The 13,020-nt window shown below is 56.1% G+C and carries 18 protein-coding genes; 8 read left to right on the forward strand and 10 right to left on the reverse strand.

Features of this window, described 5'->3' with window-relative positions; translation table 11 throughout:
• Positions 1 to 3: 3 nt before the first annotated feature.
• Positions 4 to 879 carry an alpha/beta fold hydrolase gene (locus AC2FIZ_RS00560; RefSeq protein ID WP_496790430.1) on the reverse strand — a complete coding sequence of 292 codons (876 nt, stop codon included), beginning with the start codon at positions 877 to 879 and terminating at the stop codon, positions 4 to 6.
• A 111-nt stretch (positions 880 to 990) separates the two neighbouring features.
• On the opposite strand from AC2FIZ_RS00560, the gene ppk2 reads away from it, so the two are divergent.
• Together ppk2 and AC2FIZ_RS00570 are read left to right on the forward strand one after the other, a co-directional pair.
• Complete coding sequence (ppk2, locus tag AC2FIZ_RS00565) at positions 991 to 1,917, forward strand: polyphosphate kinase 2 (protein ID WP_142632960.1); 927 nt, start codon at positions 991 to 993, stop codon at positions 1,915 to 1,917.
• Positions 1,918 to 2,021: 104 nt separating this feature from the next.
• Entirely contained in the window at positions 2,022 to 3,386 is a 1,365-nt protein-coding gene (locus tag AC2FIZ_RS00570) for an MATE family efflux transporter (protein WP_142632962.1), read from the forward strand.
• A 7-nt stretch (positions 3,387 to 3,393) separates the two neighbouring features.
• On the opposite strand, the gene AC2FIZ_RS00575 is transcribed toward AC2FIZ_RS00570, so the two are convergent.
• On the reverse strand, positions 3,394 to 3,795 hold the full coding sequence (locus AC2FIZ_RS00575; protein WP_281971859.1) for a hypothetical protein: 402 nt from the start codon (positions 3,793 to 3,795) through the stop codon (positions 3,394 to 3,396).
• 11 nt (positions 3,796 to 3,806) lie between these two features.
• Positions 3,807 to 5,009 (reverse strand): pyridoxal phosphate-dependent aminotransferase, encoded by a 1,203-nt coding sequence (locus AC2FIZ_RS00580; RefSeq protein ID WP_142632966.1) that lies wholly within the window; start codon positions 5,007 to 5,009, stop codon positions 3,807 to 3,809.
• Positions 5,010 to 5,101: 92 nt separating this feature from the next.
• Between AC2FIZ_RS00580 and AC2FIZ_RS00585 the strand changes: the two genes are divergently transcribed.
• The 3 genes from AC2FIZ_RS00585 (at position 5,102) to AC2FIZ_RS00595 (ending at position 6,323) form a co-directional block, all read left to right on the forward strand.
• On the forward strand, positions 5,102 to 5,491 hold the full coding sequence (locus AC2FIZ_RS00585; RefSeq protein WP_142632968.1) for a helix-turn-helix domain-containing protein: 390 nt from the start codon (positions 5,102 to 5,104) through the stop codon (positions 5,489 to 5,491).
• A gap of 32 nt (positions 5,492 to 5,523) precedes the next feature.
• Positions 5,524 to 5,748: a succinate dehydrogenase assembly factor 2 gene (locus AC2FIZ_RS00590; RefSeq protein WP_281971861.1), complete on the forward strand. Its 225-nt coding sequence runs from the start codon at positions 5,524 to 5,526 to the stop codon at positions 5,746 to 5,748.
• A 77-nt stretch (positions 5,749 to 5,825) separates the two neighbouring features.
• The gene (locus tag AC2FIZ_RS00595; RefSeq protein WP_271947897.1) at positions 5,826 to 6,323 is read left to right on the forward strand and encodes a MarR family winged helix-turn-helix transcriptional regulator; all 498 of its coding nucleotides are present in this window, start codon (positions 5,826 to 5,828) and stop codon (positions 6,321 to 6,323) included.
• Here AC2FIZ_RS00595 and AC2FIZ_RS00600 read toward each other — a convergent pair.
• Genes AC2FIZ_RS00600 through AC2FIZ_RS00610 form a run of 3 tightly spaced genes read right to left on the reverse strand, consistent with a single transcriptional unit; the run spans position 6,317 to position 8,171 of the window.
• Positions 6,317 to 7,045 (reverse strand): DUF1194 domain-containing protein, encoded by a 729-nt coding sequence (locus tag AC2FIZ_RS00600; RefSeq protein ID WP_496790432.1) that lies wholly within the window; start codon positions 7,043 to 7,045, stop codon positions 6,317 to 6,319. The genes AC2FIZ_RS00595 and AC2FIZ_RS00600 overlap by 7 nt on opposite strands.
• Positions 7,042 to 7,746, reverse strand: a complete 705-nt coding sequence (locus AC2FIZ_RS00605; protein WP_271947892.1) for a DUF1194 domain-containing protein — start codon at positions 7,744 to 7,746, stop codon at positions 7,042 to 7,044. Before AC2FIZ_RS00605 ends, AC2FIZ_RS00600 begins: the two co-directional genes overlap by 4 nt.
• A complete protein-coding gene (locus AC2FIZ_RS00610; RefSeq protein ID WP_142632976.1) occupies positions 7,743 to 8,171 on the reverse strand; it encodes a VOC family protein in 429 nt (142 codons plus the stop codon). Before AC2FIZ_RS00610 ends, AC2FIZ_RS00605 begins: the two co-directional genes overlap by 4 nt.
• Before the next feature lie 175 nt (positions 8,172 to 8,346).
• On the opposite strand from AC2FIZ_RS00610, the gene thyX reads away from it, so the two are divergent.
• Positions 8,347 to 9,258: an FAD-dependent thymidylate synthase gene (gene thyX, locus AC2FIZ_RS00615; protein WP_281971864.1), complete on the forward strand. Its 912-nt coding sequence runs from the start codon at positions 8,347 to 8,349 to the stop codon at positions 9,256 to 9,258.
• A 436-nt stretch (positions 9,259 to 9,694) separates the two neighbouring features.
• On the opposite strand, the gene AC2FIZ_RS00620 is transcribed toward thyX, so the two are convergent.
• On the reverse strand, positions 9,695 to 9,901 hold the full coding sequence (locus AC2FIZ_RS00620) for a cold-shock protein (protein WP_142632979.1): 207 nt from the start codon (positions 9,899 to 9,901) through the stop codon (positions 9,695 to 9,697).
• A 216-nt stretch (positions 9,902 to 10,117) separates the two neighbouring features.
• On the opposite strand from AC2FIZ_RS00620, the gene AC2FIZ_RS00625 reads away from it, so the two are divergent.
• The gene (locus AC2FIZ_RS00625; RefSeq protein ID WP_281972388.1) at positions 10,118 to 10,435 is read left to right on the forward strand and encodes an ArsC/Spx/MgsR family protein; all 318 of its coding nucleotides are present in this window, start codon (positions 10,118 to 10,120) and stop codon (positions 10,433 to 10,435) included.
• A 41-nt stretch (positions 10,436 to 10,476) separates the two neighbouring features.
• Complete coding sequence (locus AC2FIZ_RS00630; protein WP_281994410.1) at positions 10,477 to 10,845, forward strand: hypothetical protein; 369 nt, start codon at positions 10,477 to 10,479, stop codon at positions 10,843 to 10,845.
• A 1-nt stretch (position 10,846) separates the two neighbouring features.
• Here the strand turns inward: AC2FIZ_RS00630 and AC2FIZ_RS00635 are convergent, their stop codons facing one another.
• Genes AC2FIZ_RS00635 through bufB form a run of 3 tightly spaced genes read right to left on the reverse strand, consistent with a single transcriptional unit; the run spans position 10,847 to position 12,977 of the window.
• Complete coding sequence (locus AC2FIZ_RS00635) at positions 10,847 to 11,365, reverse strand: DoxX family membrane protein (protein ID WP_281971865.1); 519 nt, start codon at positions 11,363 to 11,365, stop codon at positions 10,847 to 10,849.
• Positions 11,362 to 12,123, reverse strand: a complete 762-nt coding sequence (locus AC2FIZ_RS00640; RefSeq protein WP_281971866.1) for an HvfC/BufC N-terminal domain-containing protein — start codon at positions 12,121 to 12,123, stop codon at positions 11,362 to 11,364. Before AC2FIZ_RS00640 ends, AC2FIZ_RS00635 begins: the two co-directional genes overlap by 4 nt.
• Complete coding sequence (gene bufB / locus AC2FIZ_RS00645; protein ID WP_281971867.1) at positions 12,120 to 12,977, reverse strand: MNIO family bufferin maturase; 858 nt, start codon at positions 12,975 to 12,977, stop codon at positions 12,120 to 12,122. Before bufB ends, AC2FIZ_RS00640 begins: the two co-directional genes overlap by 4 nt.
• Positions 12,978 to 13,020 lie beyond the last annotated feature (43 nt).

Raw genomic sequence — 13,020 nt, forward strand, 5'->3', positions numbered from 1 at the left:
GCCTCAGCCGTCTGTCCACTCAATGATTGCCTGTGCCATTGCTTCGGGCTTCTGGTGGTGTAACCAGTGATCCGTGCCCGGAATATCGACTCGTGTGAGGTCGGGCGCGAAATCTTCCAGACCGTCTGTCGCCTCGGGCAGCAGCGCTTTGTCATCGGAGCCCCATAGCAAAAGATGTGGGCAATGAACCATCAGCCGCTGGACCGGAAGCCGGGGCAGGTCTGTGCAGGGCTCGCCCGGTTTCGCCACAACCAGCGGAGAGGCCCGATACCAGTTCAGCATGGCATTCAGGCGACCGGGACGGGCCCATTCAGTGCGATAGTCCTCCATCCGGTCGTCGGACAGCCAGTCCAAGCCCATCCCGTGGCGAAAGAAACTTTCCAAGCGGGTAAAATTGTTCGCGGCAAAGTGTGTTGCGGCATCAGGGGCCCGTAGCGCGTTAATATATTGAGAGGCCGCGGATTGTGCGCCGCCCGATGCCATAGCCCGTTGGAAGGGCGCCGGGTGAACGCCGTTTGCGATGATCAGGCGACCGACGAGATCTGGGCGGAACATGGCCAGGCCATAGGCGACCGCGGCGCCCCAGTCATGGCCCAGAACACTGATTGGCGTATCCAGACCTTCGGCAAGTGCGATCATATCCGAGACCAGCTCGGACGTGGCATATTGGCCGACACCTTCTGGTGCCCAGCTTTGGCCGTAACCGCGTTGATCAGGGGCAATGCAATGGAAATGAGATGCCAGATGTGGCGCCAGATCGGCCCATGCCCCACCATATTCCGGAAAGCCGTGCAGCATCAGCAAGGGTGGCAGGTCGGATGACCCCCAACGGCGAATATGAAACCTCTGGCCATTCAGGATCTGAAATCGGGTTTCCATGTTTCTTGGCCTTTTCGCCGTATAAGTGAATTTGGTTTGACCCCAATCAAAGCGCGAAAGCTTCGGTTCTGCTAGCCGTTTTTTCGAACAGTGAAAAAAAGGAGAATATGTATGGATGCAGCTGCGCAACCCGAGCAAAATCTACCACGCGTGAATGACGAAACACCTGTTGCAGGTGCTGTTTCCGAGCCAAGCCCGGAAAAGATCCGCAAGGCATTCGAAAGCGGAAGATATCCCTATCATCGCAAGATGCCCCGGCGGGTCTATGAGGCCGAGAAGGCCAAACTGCAGGCTGAGTTGCTTAAGGTTCAGCTGTGGGCGCAGGAAACCGGTCAACGGTTCGTATTGCTGTTTGAAGGGCGCGATGCGGCTGGTAAAGGCGGTACAATCAAACGGTTTATGGAACACCTGAACCCCCGTCAGGCGCGCGTGGTCGCCCTTAACAAACCCACCTGGGAAGAAAAGGGCCAATGGTACTATCAGCGCTATGTGCACGAGCTTCCCACCGTTGGTGAAATGGTGTTCTACGACCGCTCTTGGTACAACCGCGCCGGGGTCGAGAGGGTGATGGGGTTTTGTTCTCCGAACGAGTACCTAGAGTTTATGCGCCAGACGCCAGAGCTTGAACGGATGTTGGTGAGGTCGGGAATTCAGCTTTACAAATACTGGTTTTCGGTCACGCAACCCGAACAACAGCGGCGGTTTCAAAGCCGTGAGACCGATCCGTTGAAGCAATGGAAACTATCTCCGATCGACAAGGCAAGCCTTGGCAAATGGGATGACTATACCGAGGCGAAAGAGGCGATGTTCTTTTATACAGACACCGCTGATGCACCCTGGACCATCGTGAAATCGAATGACAAAAAACGCGCTCGTCTGAACTGTATGCGCCACTTTCTGTCGACACTTGATTACCCGGACAAGGATCACGGCATTGTTGGCGAGCCCGATCCTTTGATCGTGGGTCAGGCGCATCATGTGATCCACCGATCCGAGCATATTCTGGGCAACGCGCTGCATCCTGACGCCCGCTGCTAGGCCTAAGGTTCGGGGCAGGGCACCTGTCCCGGATCCATGTCTCACTCTGAAATTTCTCTGTTCCGGTCTTGTCCCGGCCTTTCGCCGGGCCTATGGCTGGTGGAATGAATAAGGTGATGACATATCAAGGCCATTTCCGTGCCATTGCCGTCTTGGGTCTGCCATTGGTTGGCGGGCATCTGGCGCAGTTCGCAATCGGTCTGACGGACACGATCATGCTTGGCTGGTACGGGGTCGAAGCTCTGGCGGCGGTCACGTTGGCCAGCAGCTTTTACTTTGTCCTGTTCCTGTTCGGGGGCGGGTTCGGTCTGGCCGTTATGCCAATGGTGGCAACAGCCGCTGCCGAAGACGATGAAACCAGCATTCGCCGTTCGACCCGCATGGGGCTCTGGTTGTCGTTGCTATATGCAACAGTGGTCATGCCATTGCTGTGGTGGTCATACCCGATCTTGATCGCCACAGATCAGGATCCACAGGTGGCGGAAACTGCATCGGAATACCTGCGGGTTGCAGGCTGGGGTCTGTTCCCCGCTCTGGTGGTAATGGTCTTGAAGTCCTACCTTGCGGCGTTGGAGCGAACCCAGGTTGTTTTGTGGATCACTGTTGCTGCTGCGGTGGTGAACGGTCTGACCAACTATGCTTTGATCTTTGGCAACTGGGGTGCGCCTGAACTGGGCGTGATGGGCGCCGCTATCGCTTCGGTCGTGACGCAGACCGTGTCGTTGATTGCGGTTATCATCTATGCTGTAAAAGTTCTGCCCGAGCATAGCCTGTTCCAAAGGTTTTGGCGGCCCGACTGGGAGATGCTGCTGAGCGTTCTGAAGCTAGGCATACCCATCGGGCTGACCCTGCTGGCCGAAGTGTCTCTGTTCGCGATGTCGGCCTTTATGATGGGCTGGATCGGTCAGGTGCCGCTGGCGGCGCATGGGATCGCTCTGAACCTCGCCTCGGCGACATTCATGGTGCATCTGGGCCTGTCCAACGCTGCCACGATCCGGGCGGGCAATGCGCTTGGCCGCAAGGACCGCGCGCATCTGGAAAAAGGTGCCGTCGCCGTGACAGGGATGTCCCTTGTGGTGTCTATCCTGACAATCATCCTGTTCCTGACCTGCGCCGAGCCTCTGATTTCCGTATTTGTGGAACCGCAGGATCCGAAACGCCCCGAGATTCTGGCCATAGGTACCGGGTTGCTGGCCATGGCTGCGTTGTTCCAGCTGGTGGACGGTGCACAGGTGATCGCGCTGGGCCTATTGCGCGGATTGCAGGATGCCAAGGTGCCAATGGTCATGGCGGGGCTAAGCTATTGGGTCGTCGGAATTCCGGCGTCCTACTATTTTGGGTTCATCCGCGGCATGGAGGGCGTCGGTGTCTGGTTGGGCCTTGTGCTGGGTCTTGCCTGTGCCGCCGTACTGTTGATGGCGCGCTTCTGGTTGCGATCAGTGCGTATAATCGCTGAACCGGCAGCGTGAAGGCAAATTAGCCATTGTTCAGCCGGTCGGCTTTCTTCCGAACCAATACGCTGCGCAGATCATGCATCGCCAGTAGTAGCCGGTCCGTAACGTCCTCGAGCTGTTGGTCAGTCGCTTTGGACTGGGCCCACTGTGTGGTTAGGTTCAGATAGTCCACCGCGCGGTGAATATCGTCGATATCGCGCTGCGCCAGAAGATCTTTACGTTCTGCCATCCAGCGCTCGATTTCGGCCTGATCCGCCTCAGTCAGAGCGCGCTGACCCTGCGGCTTCACCTCTCCATTGCGGATGTTGATGACCGCGATCTGGTTCATTTCAATCCGACGTTGGCGGTTTTCCGTGTCGATCCGGAAAACCGCGGCACCGTTTTCGCGTATGCGGAAATAGTACTCAGGCAATTCGGCAGTCATAAAGTCTCCGATCAGGTCAGCGAAGCACAAAACCTCTGAATGCGCGTGCAGGCTTCGGTCAGCGCTTCATCTGACGTAGCATAGCTGACGCGGAAGTTGGGGGACAACCCAAACGCAGCGCCGAAGACGACTGCAACGTCAGCCTCTTCCAAAAGCTCGGTTGCGAAGGCTTCGTCTGTGTCGATCAAAGTGCCTGCAGGCGTGGTCTTTCCGATTAACCCGGAAATGGAAGGGTAGACATAAAACGCACCTTCCGGAGTTGGGCAGGTCACTCCTTCGATCTGATTCAGCATGCTGATGACCAGATCACGGCGGCGTTTGAACGTTTCATTGTTCGGGGCCAGAAAGGACTGTGTACCGTTCAGCGCCTCTACCGCCGCCCATTGGCTGATCGAGCAGGGATTCGAGGTCGATTGAGACTGAACCTTGCGCATTGCCGCAATCAATTCGGCAGGTCCTGCTGCATAGCCAATCCGCCAGCCAGTCATCGCATAGGCTTTGGATACACCATTGCAGGTCAGGGTGCGGTCATAAAGCCTAGGCTCGACTTCGGCCGGTGTGCAGAATTCAAACCCGTCATAGGCCAGATGCTCGTACATATCATCGGTCATTACCCAAACATGCGGGTGCCTGATCAGGACATCGGTCAAAGCTCTCAATTCCGCCCGGCTATACCCTGCACCGGTTGGGTTGGACGGAGAGTTGAAGATGAACCATTTGGTCTTTGGGGTAATAGCTGCCTCAAGCTGTTCAGCGGTTAGTTTGAAACTGTTCTCCAGGGTCGTTTCAACTGTCACAGGCGTTCCCCCGGCCAGAAGAACCATATCGGGATAGCTGACCCAATAGGGCGCAGGTATGACCACCTCATCGCCCGTGTTCATGGTGGCCATCAGCGCGTTATACAACGTCTGCTTGCCACCGGTTCCGACCGAGATCTGAGCAGGCGAATAGTCCAGTCCATGATCACGTTTCATCTTGGCGCAAACCGCCTGCTTCAACTCTGGTATGCCATCGGGCGCGGTGTATTTGGTCTTTCCAGCGGCGATGGCCGCCACCGCAGCATCCTTGATGTTCTGGGGCGTGTCGAAATCTGGCTCCCCGGCGCTTAGGCCAATTACGTCTCGTCCGGCTGCCTTTAATTCGGCCGCCTTGGCTGTCATCGCGATTGTTGGAGATGGTTTTACGCGTGACAGTGTCGCAGACAGGAAACTCATGGTCGGCCTCAGTTTGTATGTTTAGCCTGACTGTCATAGGGTGCGCCCGAACGACGATCAAGCGATATAAAACAAGAGATTTGGAGACCCCGATGAACGACGAAAATGACTGGTACGGACCCGACGCGGCGACATTCGGAGACCGGCTGGCAGGGGCGCGTGAAGCAGCGGGGATGACGCAGGCACATCTGGCCCGCAGGCTGGGTGTCAAGAAGTCTACGATTGCCGCCTGGGAAAATGATCTGTCTGAGCCCCGGGCCAACCGACTGTCGATGATGGCAGGCATGATCAACGTTTCGATCATGTGGCTTCTCACCGGCGAGGGCGACGGGATGGACGCCCCTGTCGAGGCTGGAGAAAACGCACCTGACCTTGCCGGAATCGTATCCGAGCTTCGTTCAATCCGAGGCGAGATGCGCGCCAGCGCCGAGCGGGCTGCAAGACTGGAGAAACGTGTGCGCATGATGCTGGAGGCGGAATAGTGGTCGAACCGCGCAATGTCAGGATCAAACGGATGAAAATGCGTTCCATGCGACGCGGCATCAAAGAGATGGATCTGATTCTGGCTGCCTATGCAGACCGCAATCTGGACTCCATGGATGCAACAGGGCTGGATGTTTACGACGCCCTGTTGCACGAGAATGATCAGGACCTGTATCAATGGGTCACCGGTCAGGTCCTGCCACCTGCCCAATTCTCGGACCTTGTTTCCGAAATCGCACAAACCTTTCAAAAATAAAGATTATCCGGCTTAACTGATTTTTCGGCTTTTCGCTTCATTCTGCCTGAAACTGCGCGAATGAATCGGAGGATCGTATGAGTTTGGAAATGCAGGTCTCCGCGCCGGGGGTCAAAGGCTTCATGACCAGCTATCTTGAGGCACTTGCTCTAGTTGAGCGGCTTCATCGTTTGTTGTTGGACGTTATCAAAGATGAGTTTGAACGGGTCGGTGTTCTTGAGATCAACGCGGTTCAAGCGTTGCTTTTGTTCAATATCGGAGATCATGAGGTTACCGCTGGTGAATTGAAAAGCCGCGGCTACTATCAAGGCAGCAATGTCAGCTACAACCTCAAAAAATTGGTCGAGATGGGGTATATGCACCACCAGCGTTGCGAAATAGACCGCCGTTCGGTGCGTGTCCGGTTGACGCCACAGGGCCGGGAAATCCGCGATATCGTCTCCGAGCTGTTTTCGAGACATGCCGAAGGTCTACAATCGCGCGGCGTGCTTGGACAGGAAGGGATCGAAGACATTACCGGAGCATTGCGGCGGGTAGAACGGTATTGGACGGACCAGATCCGCTATATCTACTGATGCTTGGTCGGCCTCTGTCCCGTATCCGATAGGGTCAGGCCTTCAAGTTCGCGGATCAGTTTACGGGTCATTGCTTCTTCGTAATCGTCAAAGCCCAGGGCAACCTCAACAAAGGCGCCGGGGCCAAGGATGACCCATGCTTTGAAATAGGCCAGCAGCTCTCCGACCTGAACATAGCGGGTGCTACCGATGTCAGGGTCGTCGGCACCGATGACCAGTCCATTGATCGTGATACCGTCGTCAGAGAGCGTCTGTTTCGCATTTCTTGGGTGCAGGCCGATATTGTGCTTTCCGTCCCCCGACAGATCCAATGTCCGCTTCCAGCAATCGGGTTTCTGGCCCAAAAGTTCGGCACCGAACAGCATGGCGGACCCGACGGCGGTTCCTTGCGGAGCGCCGCTGCGTTTCACATGGTCGAGCAGGGTGGCAATGCGCTCCAGATCGAGGTCCGATTGTACTGCGGTCCAGCCCAATAACAGGCGTTGGTGGTCGGGTTCGCTCCACTCAAAAATCGCGATTTGTACCGGGTTTGCTGTGTTTGAAAGAAAGAGTTGCTTAATCACGGGCCGGCGCAAAGCACCTGCCAAGCCGCCAAGCTGCAACCGGTATTCCGAGCTGTCGACTGATCCTGACACATCCAGGCCCAAAGCCAAAGCATGGCGGCATTCTGATGCCGCAGAGGTGGCCAATATGCTGACTATCGTTGCAAGCGCACGTATCATCGCTGGCCGGGGCCCGACAATGCGCCGATCTGCATACCTTTTAGTTCGCGTTCAAGTTTGCGCCGCATGGCGCGTTCGAAATCCTGGAACCCGTCGGCGATTTCCAGGAACGCGCCGGGGCCGTACAGGACATTGTTTTCAAAAAAGGGAATCAGATACAGCTCGCCTTCGAAGTCGGCGGCATTAATGACCAGGCCATTCACAATCGTATTCTCAAAGGGAAAATGCCGATAGGCGGAATCCGGGCCATATCCATCGTTGTTCGAACCGTCACCTGACAGATCAATGGTTTGAAAAAGACATGTCGGGGCCTGCTGCATCAGCGTCGCCCCAAAGGCCAGCGCATACCCCATCGCCGTGGCCGAGTCGCTGTCTGATCGGACCGATTGCTGTATCGTGGTCGCTGCCACCAGCAAATCGGTCTGCGTGTTGATCATCGTCCAGCCCAGTATGATATGCTGAACGTCCCGGCCGCTCCATTCATAAACAGCCAGCGCGACCGGCATCGGCGAGGAAAAGAAGGCCTCGGTCACCTCGGGGGCAACCAACGCTGCGGCAAGGCCCTGCCTTTGCAGCGCGTCCTCTTCTGCGCTTACCGATGTTGAAATGTCCATTGCCAGCGCAAGCGCAAGGCGACAGGGCTCGGCCCGCAGAGGGCTGGCTAAAAAGGCTAGGCCCAGTGTGATCAACCAGCGGATCACCAGTGCCCGGTGCTTTCCATGCTGGCCCAGGGTTCGGCCGGTTCCAGCGCATCACCGTTTTGTAGCAACTCTACCGAGATATTGTCGGGTGACCTGACAAACGCCATTCGGCCGTCGCGCGGTGGCCGGTTGATCACGACTCCATTGTCCTGCAGGTGCTGGCAGGTTTCATAAATATTGTCGACTCCATAGGCGAGATGGCCGAAATGGCGGCTGTCGTTGGGCAGATCGTCATCCCCATCCCAGTTATAGGTCAACTCGATTGGTCGATCCTCTTGCCCAGCAGGAGCCATGAAGATCAGGGAAAACCGCCCCTGTTCGCTGTCATAGCGGCGCGTTTCCTTAAGGCCCAGCAACTTGTAAAACGCCATGGATTTGTCCAGGTCCTTCACGCGAACCATGGTGTGGAGGTAAGTGAGCCCCATTGCGGGTTCCTTTCTGTTCCGGTGATGCCCTGCACCTTAGCGCGCGTACATCACGTGTCGAGAGGCCGCACGGACACAATTCTGAAAATGCAAATGTGGGCGCACATATCGCGGTTCCTGTCTTTTGATTGGCGATATATAGTGGCAGGCGACTCATTGCTGGAAAGGAAATTTCATGCCGCTGTCCTCTGACCAACTGGCCGAGATCGAAGCGCAACGGGCGCAATCGCATCCAACACGCCGTGTTGTAGCTGCGGGGATGGAGGAACACCTGTACACGGCGCATCAGGTTCTGGACCACGGTTTTGTGCGCGTGATCGACTATATGGGTGATGACGCTGCGATTTGTCAGGCCGCACGCGTGTCCTATGGCAAGGGCACCAAATCAGTGCAAAATGACGAAGGGTTGATCCGCTATCTGATGCGGCACTGGCACTCGACCCCGTTTGAGATGTGCGAGATAAAGTTGCACGTCAAGTTACCGGTTTTTGTCGCGCGACAGTGGATTCGGCACCGGACAGCGAATGTGAATGAATATTCGGCGCGCTATTCGATTTTGGACCGTGAATTCTATATCCCGGCACCCGAGCACGTGTCCGCGCAGTCCGAGATCAACAATCAGGGTCGCGGCGATACGTTGCAGGGCGAAGAAGCCGCGCGCGTCCTTGAGATTTTGAAAGCTGACAGCGCGCGTTGTTATGACAATTACGAGGCGATGATGGGTCAGGACGGGCAGCAAGGGCTTGCGCGTGAACTGGCGCGGATGAACCTTCCGGCGAATATCTACACGCAATGGTACTGGAAGGTTGACCTGCACAACCTGTTCCACTTCCTGCGTCTGCGCGCGGATCCTCATGCCCAATACGAAATTCGTGTTTACGCCGATGCCATGTGCAAGATCGTCGCTGATTGGGTGCCGGCCGCCTATAAGGCGTTTGAAGATTACCGCCTGGGTGCGGTCAATCTTTCCGCGCAGATGGTCGACAGCCTGCGTCGGATGTTGGCCGGAGAGACGGTCACGCAGGAAAACTCGGGCATGACCGGGCGGGAATGGCGTGAGTTCGAGGCGATCATCAAGGAAAGTTGAGTGCGCTTGCGGTCTGTCTATACGGGGCGTCATGAAATGGTTGCGATCGTTTCATGACACTTTCAGTTTTGATCAAAACCGGATGTCTGACCCTGTTCCTGCCTTGCGTGGCACAGGCCGAGTCCCCCCATCGTCGATGGTGATTTGCGAACCCACGGCTAAGTTGCACCAAAAATTTGCGCTCCAGTTCACCTCTGAGCGGGCAAGAGCCGGGATGTGCGATCCTGAACAACTGATGGAAGTGTGGACTAAATAATCCGGCAACTGGACGATGGTGGTCACCTGTGCGACCAGTACGTCCTGAATCGTGCCATGTGGAAAAATTGAACCACGCGCCCCGAAAGCAGCAGGGAGCGAGAATAGGCACATCACTTTCGATGGCCAACGGCCTGAAATTGGCCGTTGTCCTGATTTTCGTACCCGCAGTAACGGGATTTTACAGTGGCTTCAAATCTGAAGCCATTTGTCGGCCGTCACGTCCGTCTTCCAGTTCGTAAGCGACCTTCTGATTGTCAGCGAGTCCGGTAAGACCAGATCTTTCAACGGCCGAGATGTGAACAAATACGTCCTTGCCGCCTTCATCAGGGGCAATAAACCCATAGCCTTTGGTGGTATTGAACCATTTCACGGTGCCAGTTGGCATTTCCCGTGTCTCCTTCTACTTGCACGTTGTCCCACAAAATTGGTGGGGGTAGCGATTGACGTAACCGCAACACATCACCGTCTCGTCCACACGACACGGCCCGAATTACGTGTTTCGTCTTTTTCAACATTGCACGGTGAAGTAAAAAATCAAGAAATACCGGAATACACTGGCGAATTTGCCCATTATCAAGATCGAAACAGGAGCAGCCCGAAAATGCGCGTATATGGATTGAAGACTTGCGATACTTGCCGTAAGGCTCTGAAATTGCTTGAGGGTTCGGATTTCATCGATGTTCGCGCGCAAGGTGTGCCGGATGCGGTACTGGCGCAGGCCCTAAAACGTTTCGGCGAGGCTTTGCTCAATACCAGGTCGACAACGTGGCGCGGGTTGGATGCAGAGCAGCGCAAAAAAGAGCCGCTGGAACTCTTGCAGGAACACCCAACCTTAATGAAGCGACCGCTTGTTGAGAAAGACGGTGCACTTTATCTGGGCTGGACGGCTGAAACGCAGGCAGCCCTTGGCGTTGGCTGAGTGGGTACTTATGTGGTTGGTCGCAAGCTAGAGGGTTCTAAATGCGTAACGCAGCGATGATTTTAGGGGTAGTTGCCGGTCTGATCGGCATGTTGGTCGGGTTTGTTGGCTATGGATATGTCGAGTTGATCGACAGGTTTGGCGAAATCGACGGGATTGCCGAGCAGGTGGACAATGCGCAGTTGATCCGAACCGCGGCGATCCTTGCGCCTTTATTGGCTATTGCGGGCGGGGCGATGGCACATGCCCGCGCTCTGATTGGTGGCGTGTTGCTGCTGATTTCTGCGGCTGGGATGCATTATGCGTTCGGGTTCAATGTGTTCACCATGTTCCCGGTCGCCTTTGCCGCCGTGGCGGGTCTCCTTGGGCTGGCCGCGGGTAAACCGGACGAGCCCAAGGCACATTTCTGAGTTACTTCAGGCGCAGGATGCGATCGATCGAGATTGGGCCTGCGCCGTTTATCGCGATGACCAGAAACAGGAAAGTCCACATCACGCGCTGATCCATCAAAGTAAGTGCGTTGTCGAACAGGCCTCCCAGTTTGACGCCATGACCGGTCACGTCGACAATGGTCTGGACCCAAACAAACCCAATCATCCCAAGGGCTGCCACCCGGGTCAGCAGGCCGATCAGCAACAAGGCTGGCAGGACAAATTCGGCGGCTGTTCCCAGAAAGATTACGACGCGTTGGAAAAAAGTCATCTGGGTTACGTCATAAAGTACGGCCTCTGCCGCTTTGGGGAAAATCTGCCCAAACGCCCCCGCTGACGGAGAGAAAATCGATCCGTCGATTTTCAGGGTGGCTGAGTTCCAGTAGTAGACAAGCAACACGGCAACAAAGACAAGACGCGCCAGGGTTGGTGTCAGCCAGTTGGCCGAGCTGTCGATCCGTCCCAGGACGTTGTTATGAAGAGAGATCAGGGCAGTCATGTTGCCAGCCTTTCAATAGTCACAGAAGTGATAGCGCCGCCCTGTAACAGCAGCGCCAGAGTGGCCCCAAGATCAAAATCCGGGGTGGTTTCGGTAGTGTTTTCAAATGCCTGTCCGATTGTGTTTCCGGCCTTCATCGCGGCGATCCAACCCGCCCCGCCTTGCGGCAGGGCCTGAGGAACAGGATCATATTCGCGGCGCGTGATCAGGGTATCTTCAGCACCAGCTTGGGGTTTCGGTACGCCGTCTTCCGTATTGAACCGCCATATGGAAATGACTGGCCAATCCGAGCGCAAGATCTGCATCGAAGGTGCGAATTCCAATCGGGCCCGGAACAGATCTTCGGGTGGCACGGCTAACGCGTCGTCCGACGCTGGCACGCTGTCCGCCGCGTGGTAAGATCGGCGAAGGGCCAGTTCCAGTCGCGCCACATCGGGCAGGTACCCGATATGCGACAGTTGATCCATCTCGGCCAGGAAATCCGGAAACGCTTCGCCATAGAACATCATCAACGGCGAGGTTGGTGGGTGGCTGCGCAGAAAAAGCCCGGCCAACCCGTCCATGTTTTGCGAACCCAGCAACTTGGCGATCACCGGGAAGGCCTGATGCATGGCTTCGGTCAGCGAAACGGCAACATTGTTGCGATAAACACTGAAACGCCGTCCTGCCGGCTGATCCAACGCGTCCACAAGCCCCCCGGGCACTGACGTGACCGGATCCAGCAAAGCCAGATGAAAAGCTGACTGCGATACGCTCATGCCGGGATGCGGTCCAGAGCCGCTTGTGCGCGATCTGCTTCGGCACGCAAGACAGGCCAATCAGGGACGTCTGTATCCCATTCCACAAGAACAGGTTTTGGTCCCGATTGTTCAAGCACATAGTTCAGAAGCGCCCAAACCGGATCAACCACTTCTCGCCCGTGGCTATCGATCAGCAAGGGAAGCCCGTGGTCGTCTTCATCCTCATCATGCCCGCCAAGGTGGATCTCACCGACCTTGTCCAGCGGATAGGCGTCGATATAGCTCTGCGGTGAGAAGTCGAGATTTGTCGCCGATACGAAAACGTTATTCACATCCAGCAAGAGCCCGCATCCGGTGCGGCCCGAAATTTCGCGCAGGAAGTCGGGTTCGGACCACGTGCTTTCATCAAATGCTAGATAGCTTGACGGGTTTTCAAGTAGCATCTGTCGCCCAACGACATTCTGAACTTGGTCGATATGATCGCAAATCCGTGCAAGGGTTGCGTCGGTATAGGGCAGGGGCAACAGATCATTCAGGAAGTGACTGTCATGTGTCGACCAGGCCAGATGTTCGGAAAAGCTGGCGGGGTTGAGCCAGCCGACGAGGTGTTTCAAACGGGCCAGGTGGTCGGTATCCAGCGGGCCTTCACTGCCGATGGACAGGCCAACGCCGTGGACGGAAATCGGGAAGTGTTCCGACAAGTGCCGCAGCTGTGCCAGCGGGCGGCCACCATCGCCCATGTAATTCTCGGCGTGGATTTCTAGCCATGCGACCGGTTGCGGGTGATCCAGAATCTGCTGGAAATGCTGAGGCTTATAGCCGACGCCTGGTGCCGCAGGCAGCCTGTTCGATCGGATTGTGCTGTCCAGCATCTGGTAACCTCGCGGTCTTGAAAAAAGAGGCGGGCGATACTTG

The sequence above is a fragment of the Ruegeria sp. CDSB022 genome (genome assembly GCF_059611145.1).

What these genes read in the sequence shown, in the direction of transcription:
- AC2FIZ_RS00560 (WP_496790430.1), bottom strand. Translation starts at nt 879, where the DNA reads ATGGAAACCCGATTTCAGATCCTGAATGGCCAGAGGTTTCATATTCGC.
- ppk2 (WP_142632960.1), top strand. Translation starts at nt 991, where the DNA reads ATGGATGCAGCTGCGCAACCCGAGCAAAATCTACCACGCGTGAATGAC.
- AC2FIZ_RS00570 (WP_142632962.1), top strand. Translation starts at nt 2,022, where the DNA reads ATGAATAAGGTGATGACATATCAAGGCCATTTCCGTGCCATTGCCGTC.
- AC2FIZ_RS00575 (WP_281971859.1), bottom strand. Translation starts at nt 3,795, where the DNA reads ATGACTGCCGAATTGCCTGAGTACTATTTCCGCATACGCGAAAACGGT.
- AC2FIZ_RS00580 (WP_142632966.1), bottom strand. Translation starts at nt 5,009, where the DNA reads ATGAGTTTCCTGTCTGCGACACTGTCACGCGTAAAACCATCTCCAACA.
- AC2FIZ_RS00585 (WP_142632968.1), top strand. Translation starts at nt 5,102, where the DNA reads ATGAACGACGAAAATGACTGGTACGGACCCGACGCGGCGACATTCGGA.
- AC2FIZ_RS00590 (WP_281971861.1), top strand. Translation starts at nt 5,524, where the DNA reads ATGAAAATGCGTTCCATGCGACGCGGCATCAAAGAGATGGATCTGATT.
- AC2FIZ_RS00595 (WP_271947897.1), top strand. Translation starts at nt 5,826, where the DNA reads ATGAGTTTGGAAATGCAGGTCTCCGCGCCGGGGGTCAAAGGCTTCATG.
- AC2FIZ_RS00600 (WP_496790432.1), bottom strand. Translation starts at nt 7,045, where the DNA reads ATGATACGTGCGCTTGCAACGATAGTCAGCATATTGGCCACCTCTGCG.
- AC2FIZ_RS00610 (WP_142632976.1), bottom strand. Translation starts at nt 8,171, where the DNA reads ATGGGGCTCACTTACCTCCACACCATGGTTCGCGTGAAGGACCTGGAC.
- thyX (WP_281971864.1), top strand. Translation starts at nt 8,347, where the DNA reads ATGCCGCTGTCCTCTGACCAACTGGCCGAGATCGAAGCGCAACGGGCG.
- AC2FIZ_RS00620 (WP_142632979.1), bottom strand. Translation starts at nt 9,901, where the DNA reads ATGCCAACTGGCACCGTGAAATGGTTCAATACCACCAAAGGCTATGGG.
- AC2FIZ_RS00625 (WP_281972388.1), top strand. Translation starts at nt 10,118, where the DNA reads ATGCGCGTATATGGATTGAAGACTTGCGATACTTGCCGTAAGGCTCTG.
- AC2FIZ_RS00630 (WP_281994410.1), top strand. Translation starts at nt 10,477, where the DNA reads ATGCGTAACGCAGCGATGATTTTAGGGGTAGTTGCCGGTCTGATCGGC.
- AC2FIZ_RS00635 (WP_281971865.1), bottom strand. Translation starts at nt 11,365, where the DNA reads ATGACTGCCCTGATCTCTCTTCATAACAACGTCCTGGGACGGATCGAC.
- AC2FIZ_RS00640 (WP_281971866.1), bottom strand. Translation starts at nt 12,123, where the DNA reads ATGAGCGTATCGCAGTCAGCTTTTCATCTGGCTTTGCTGGATCCGGTC.
- bufB (WP_281971867.1), bottom strand. Translation starts at nt 12,977, where the DNA reads ATGCTGGACAGCACAATCCGATCGAACAGGCTGCCTGCGGCACCAGGC.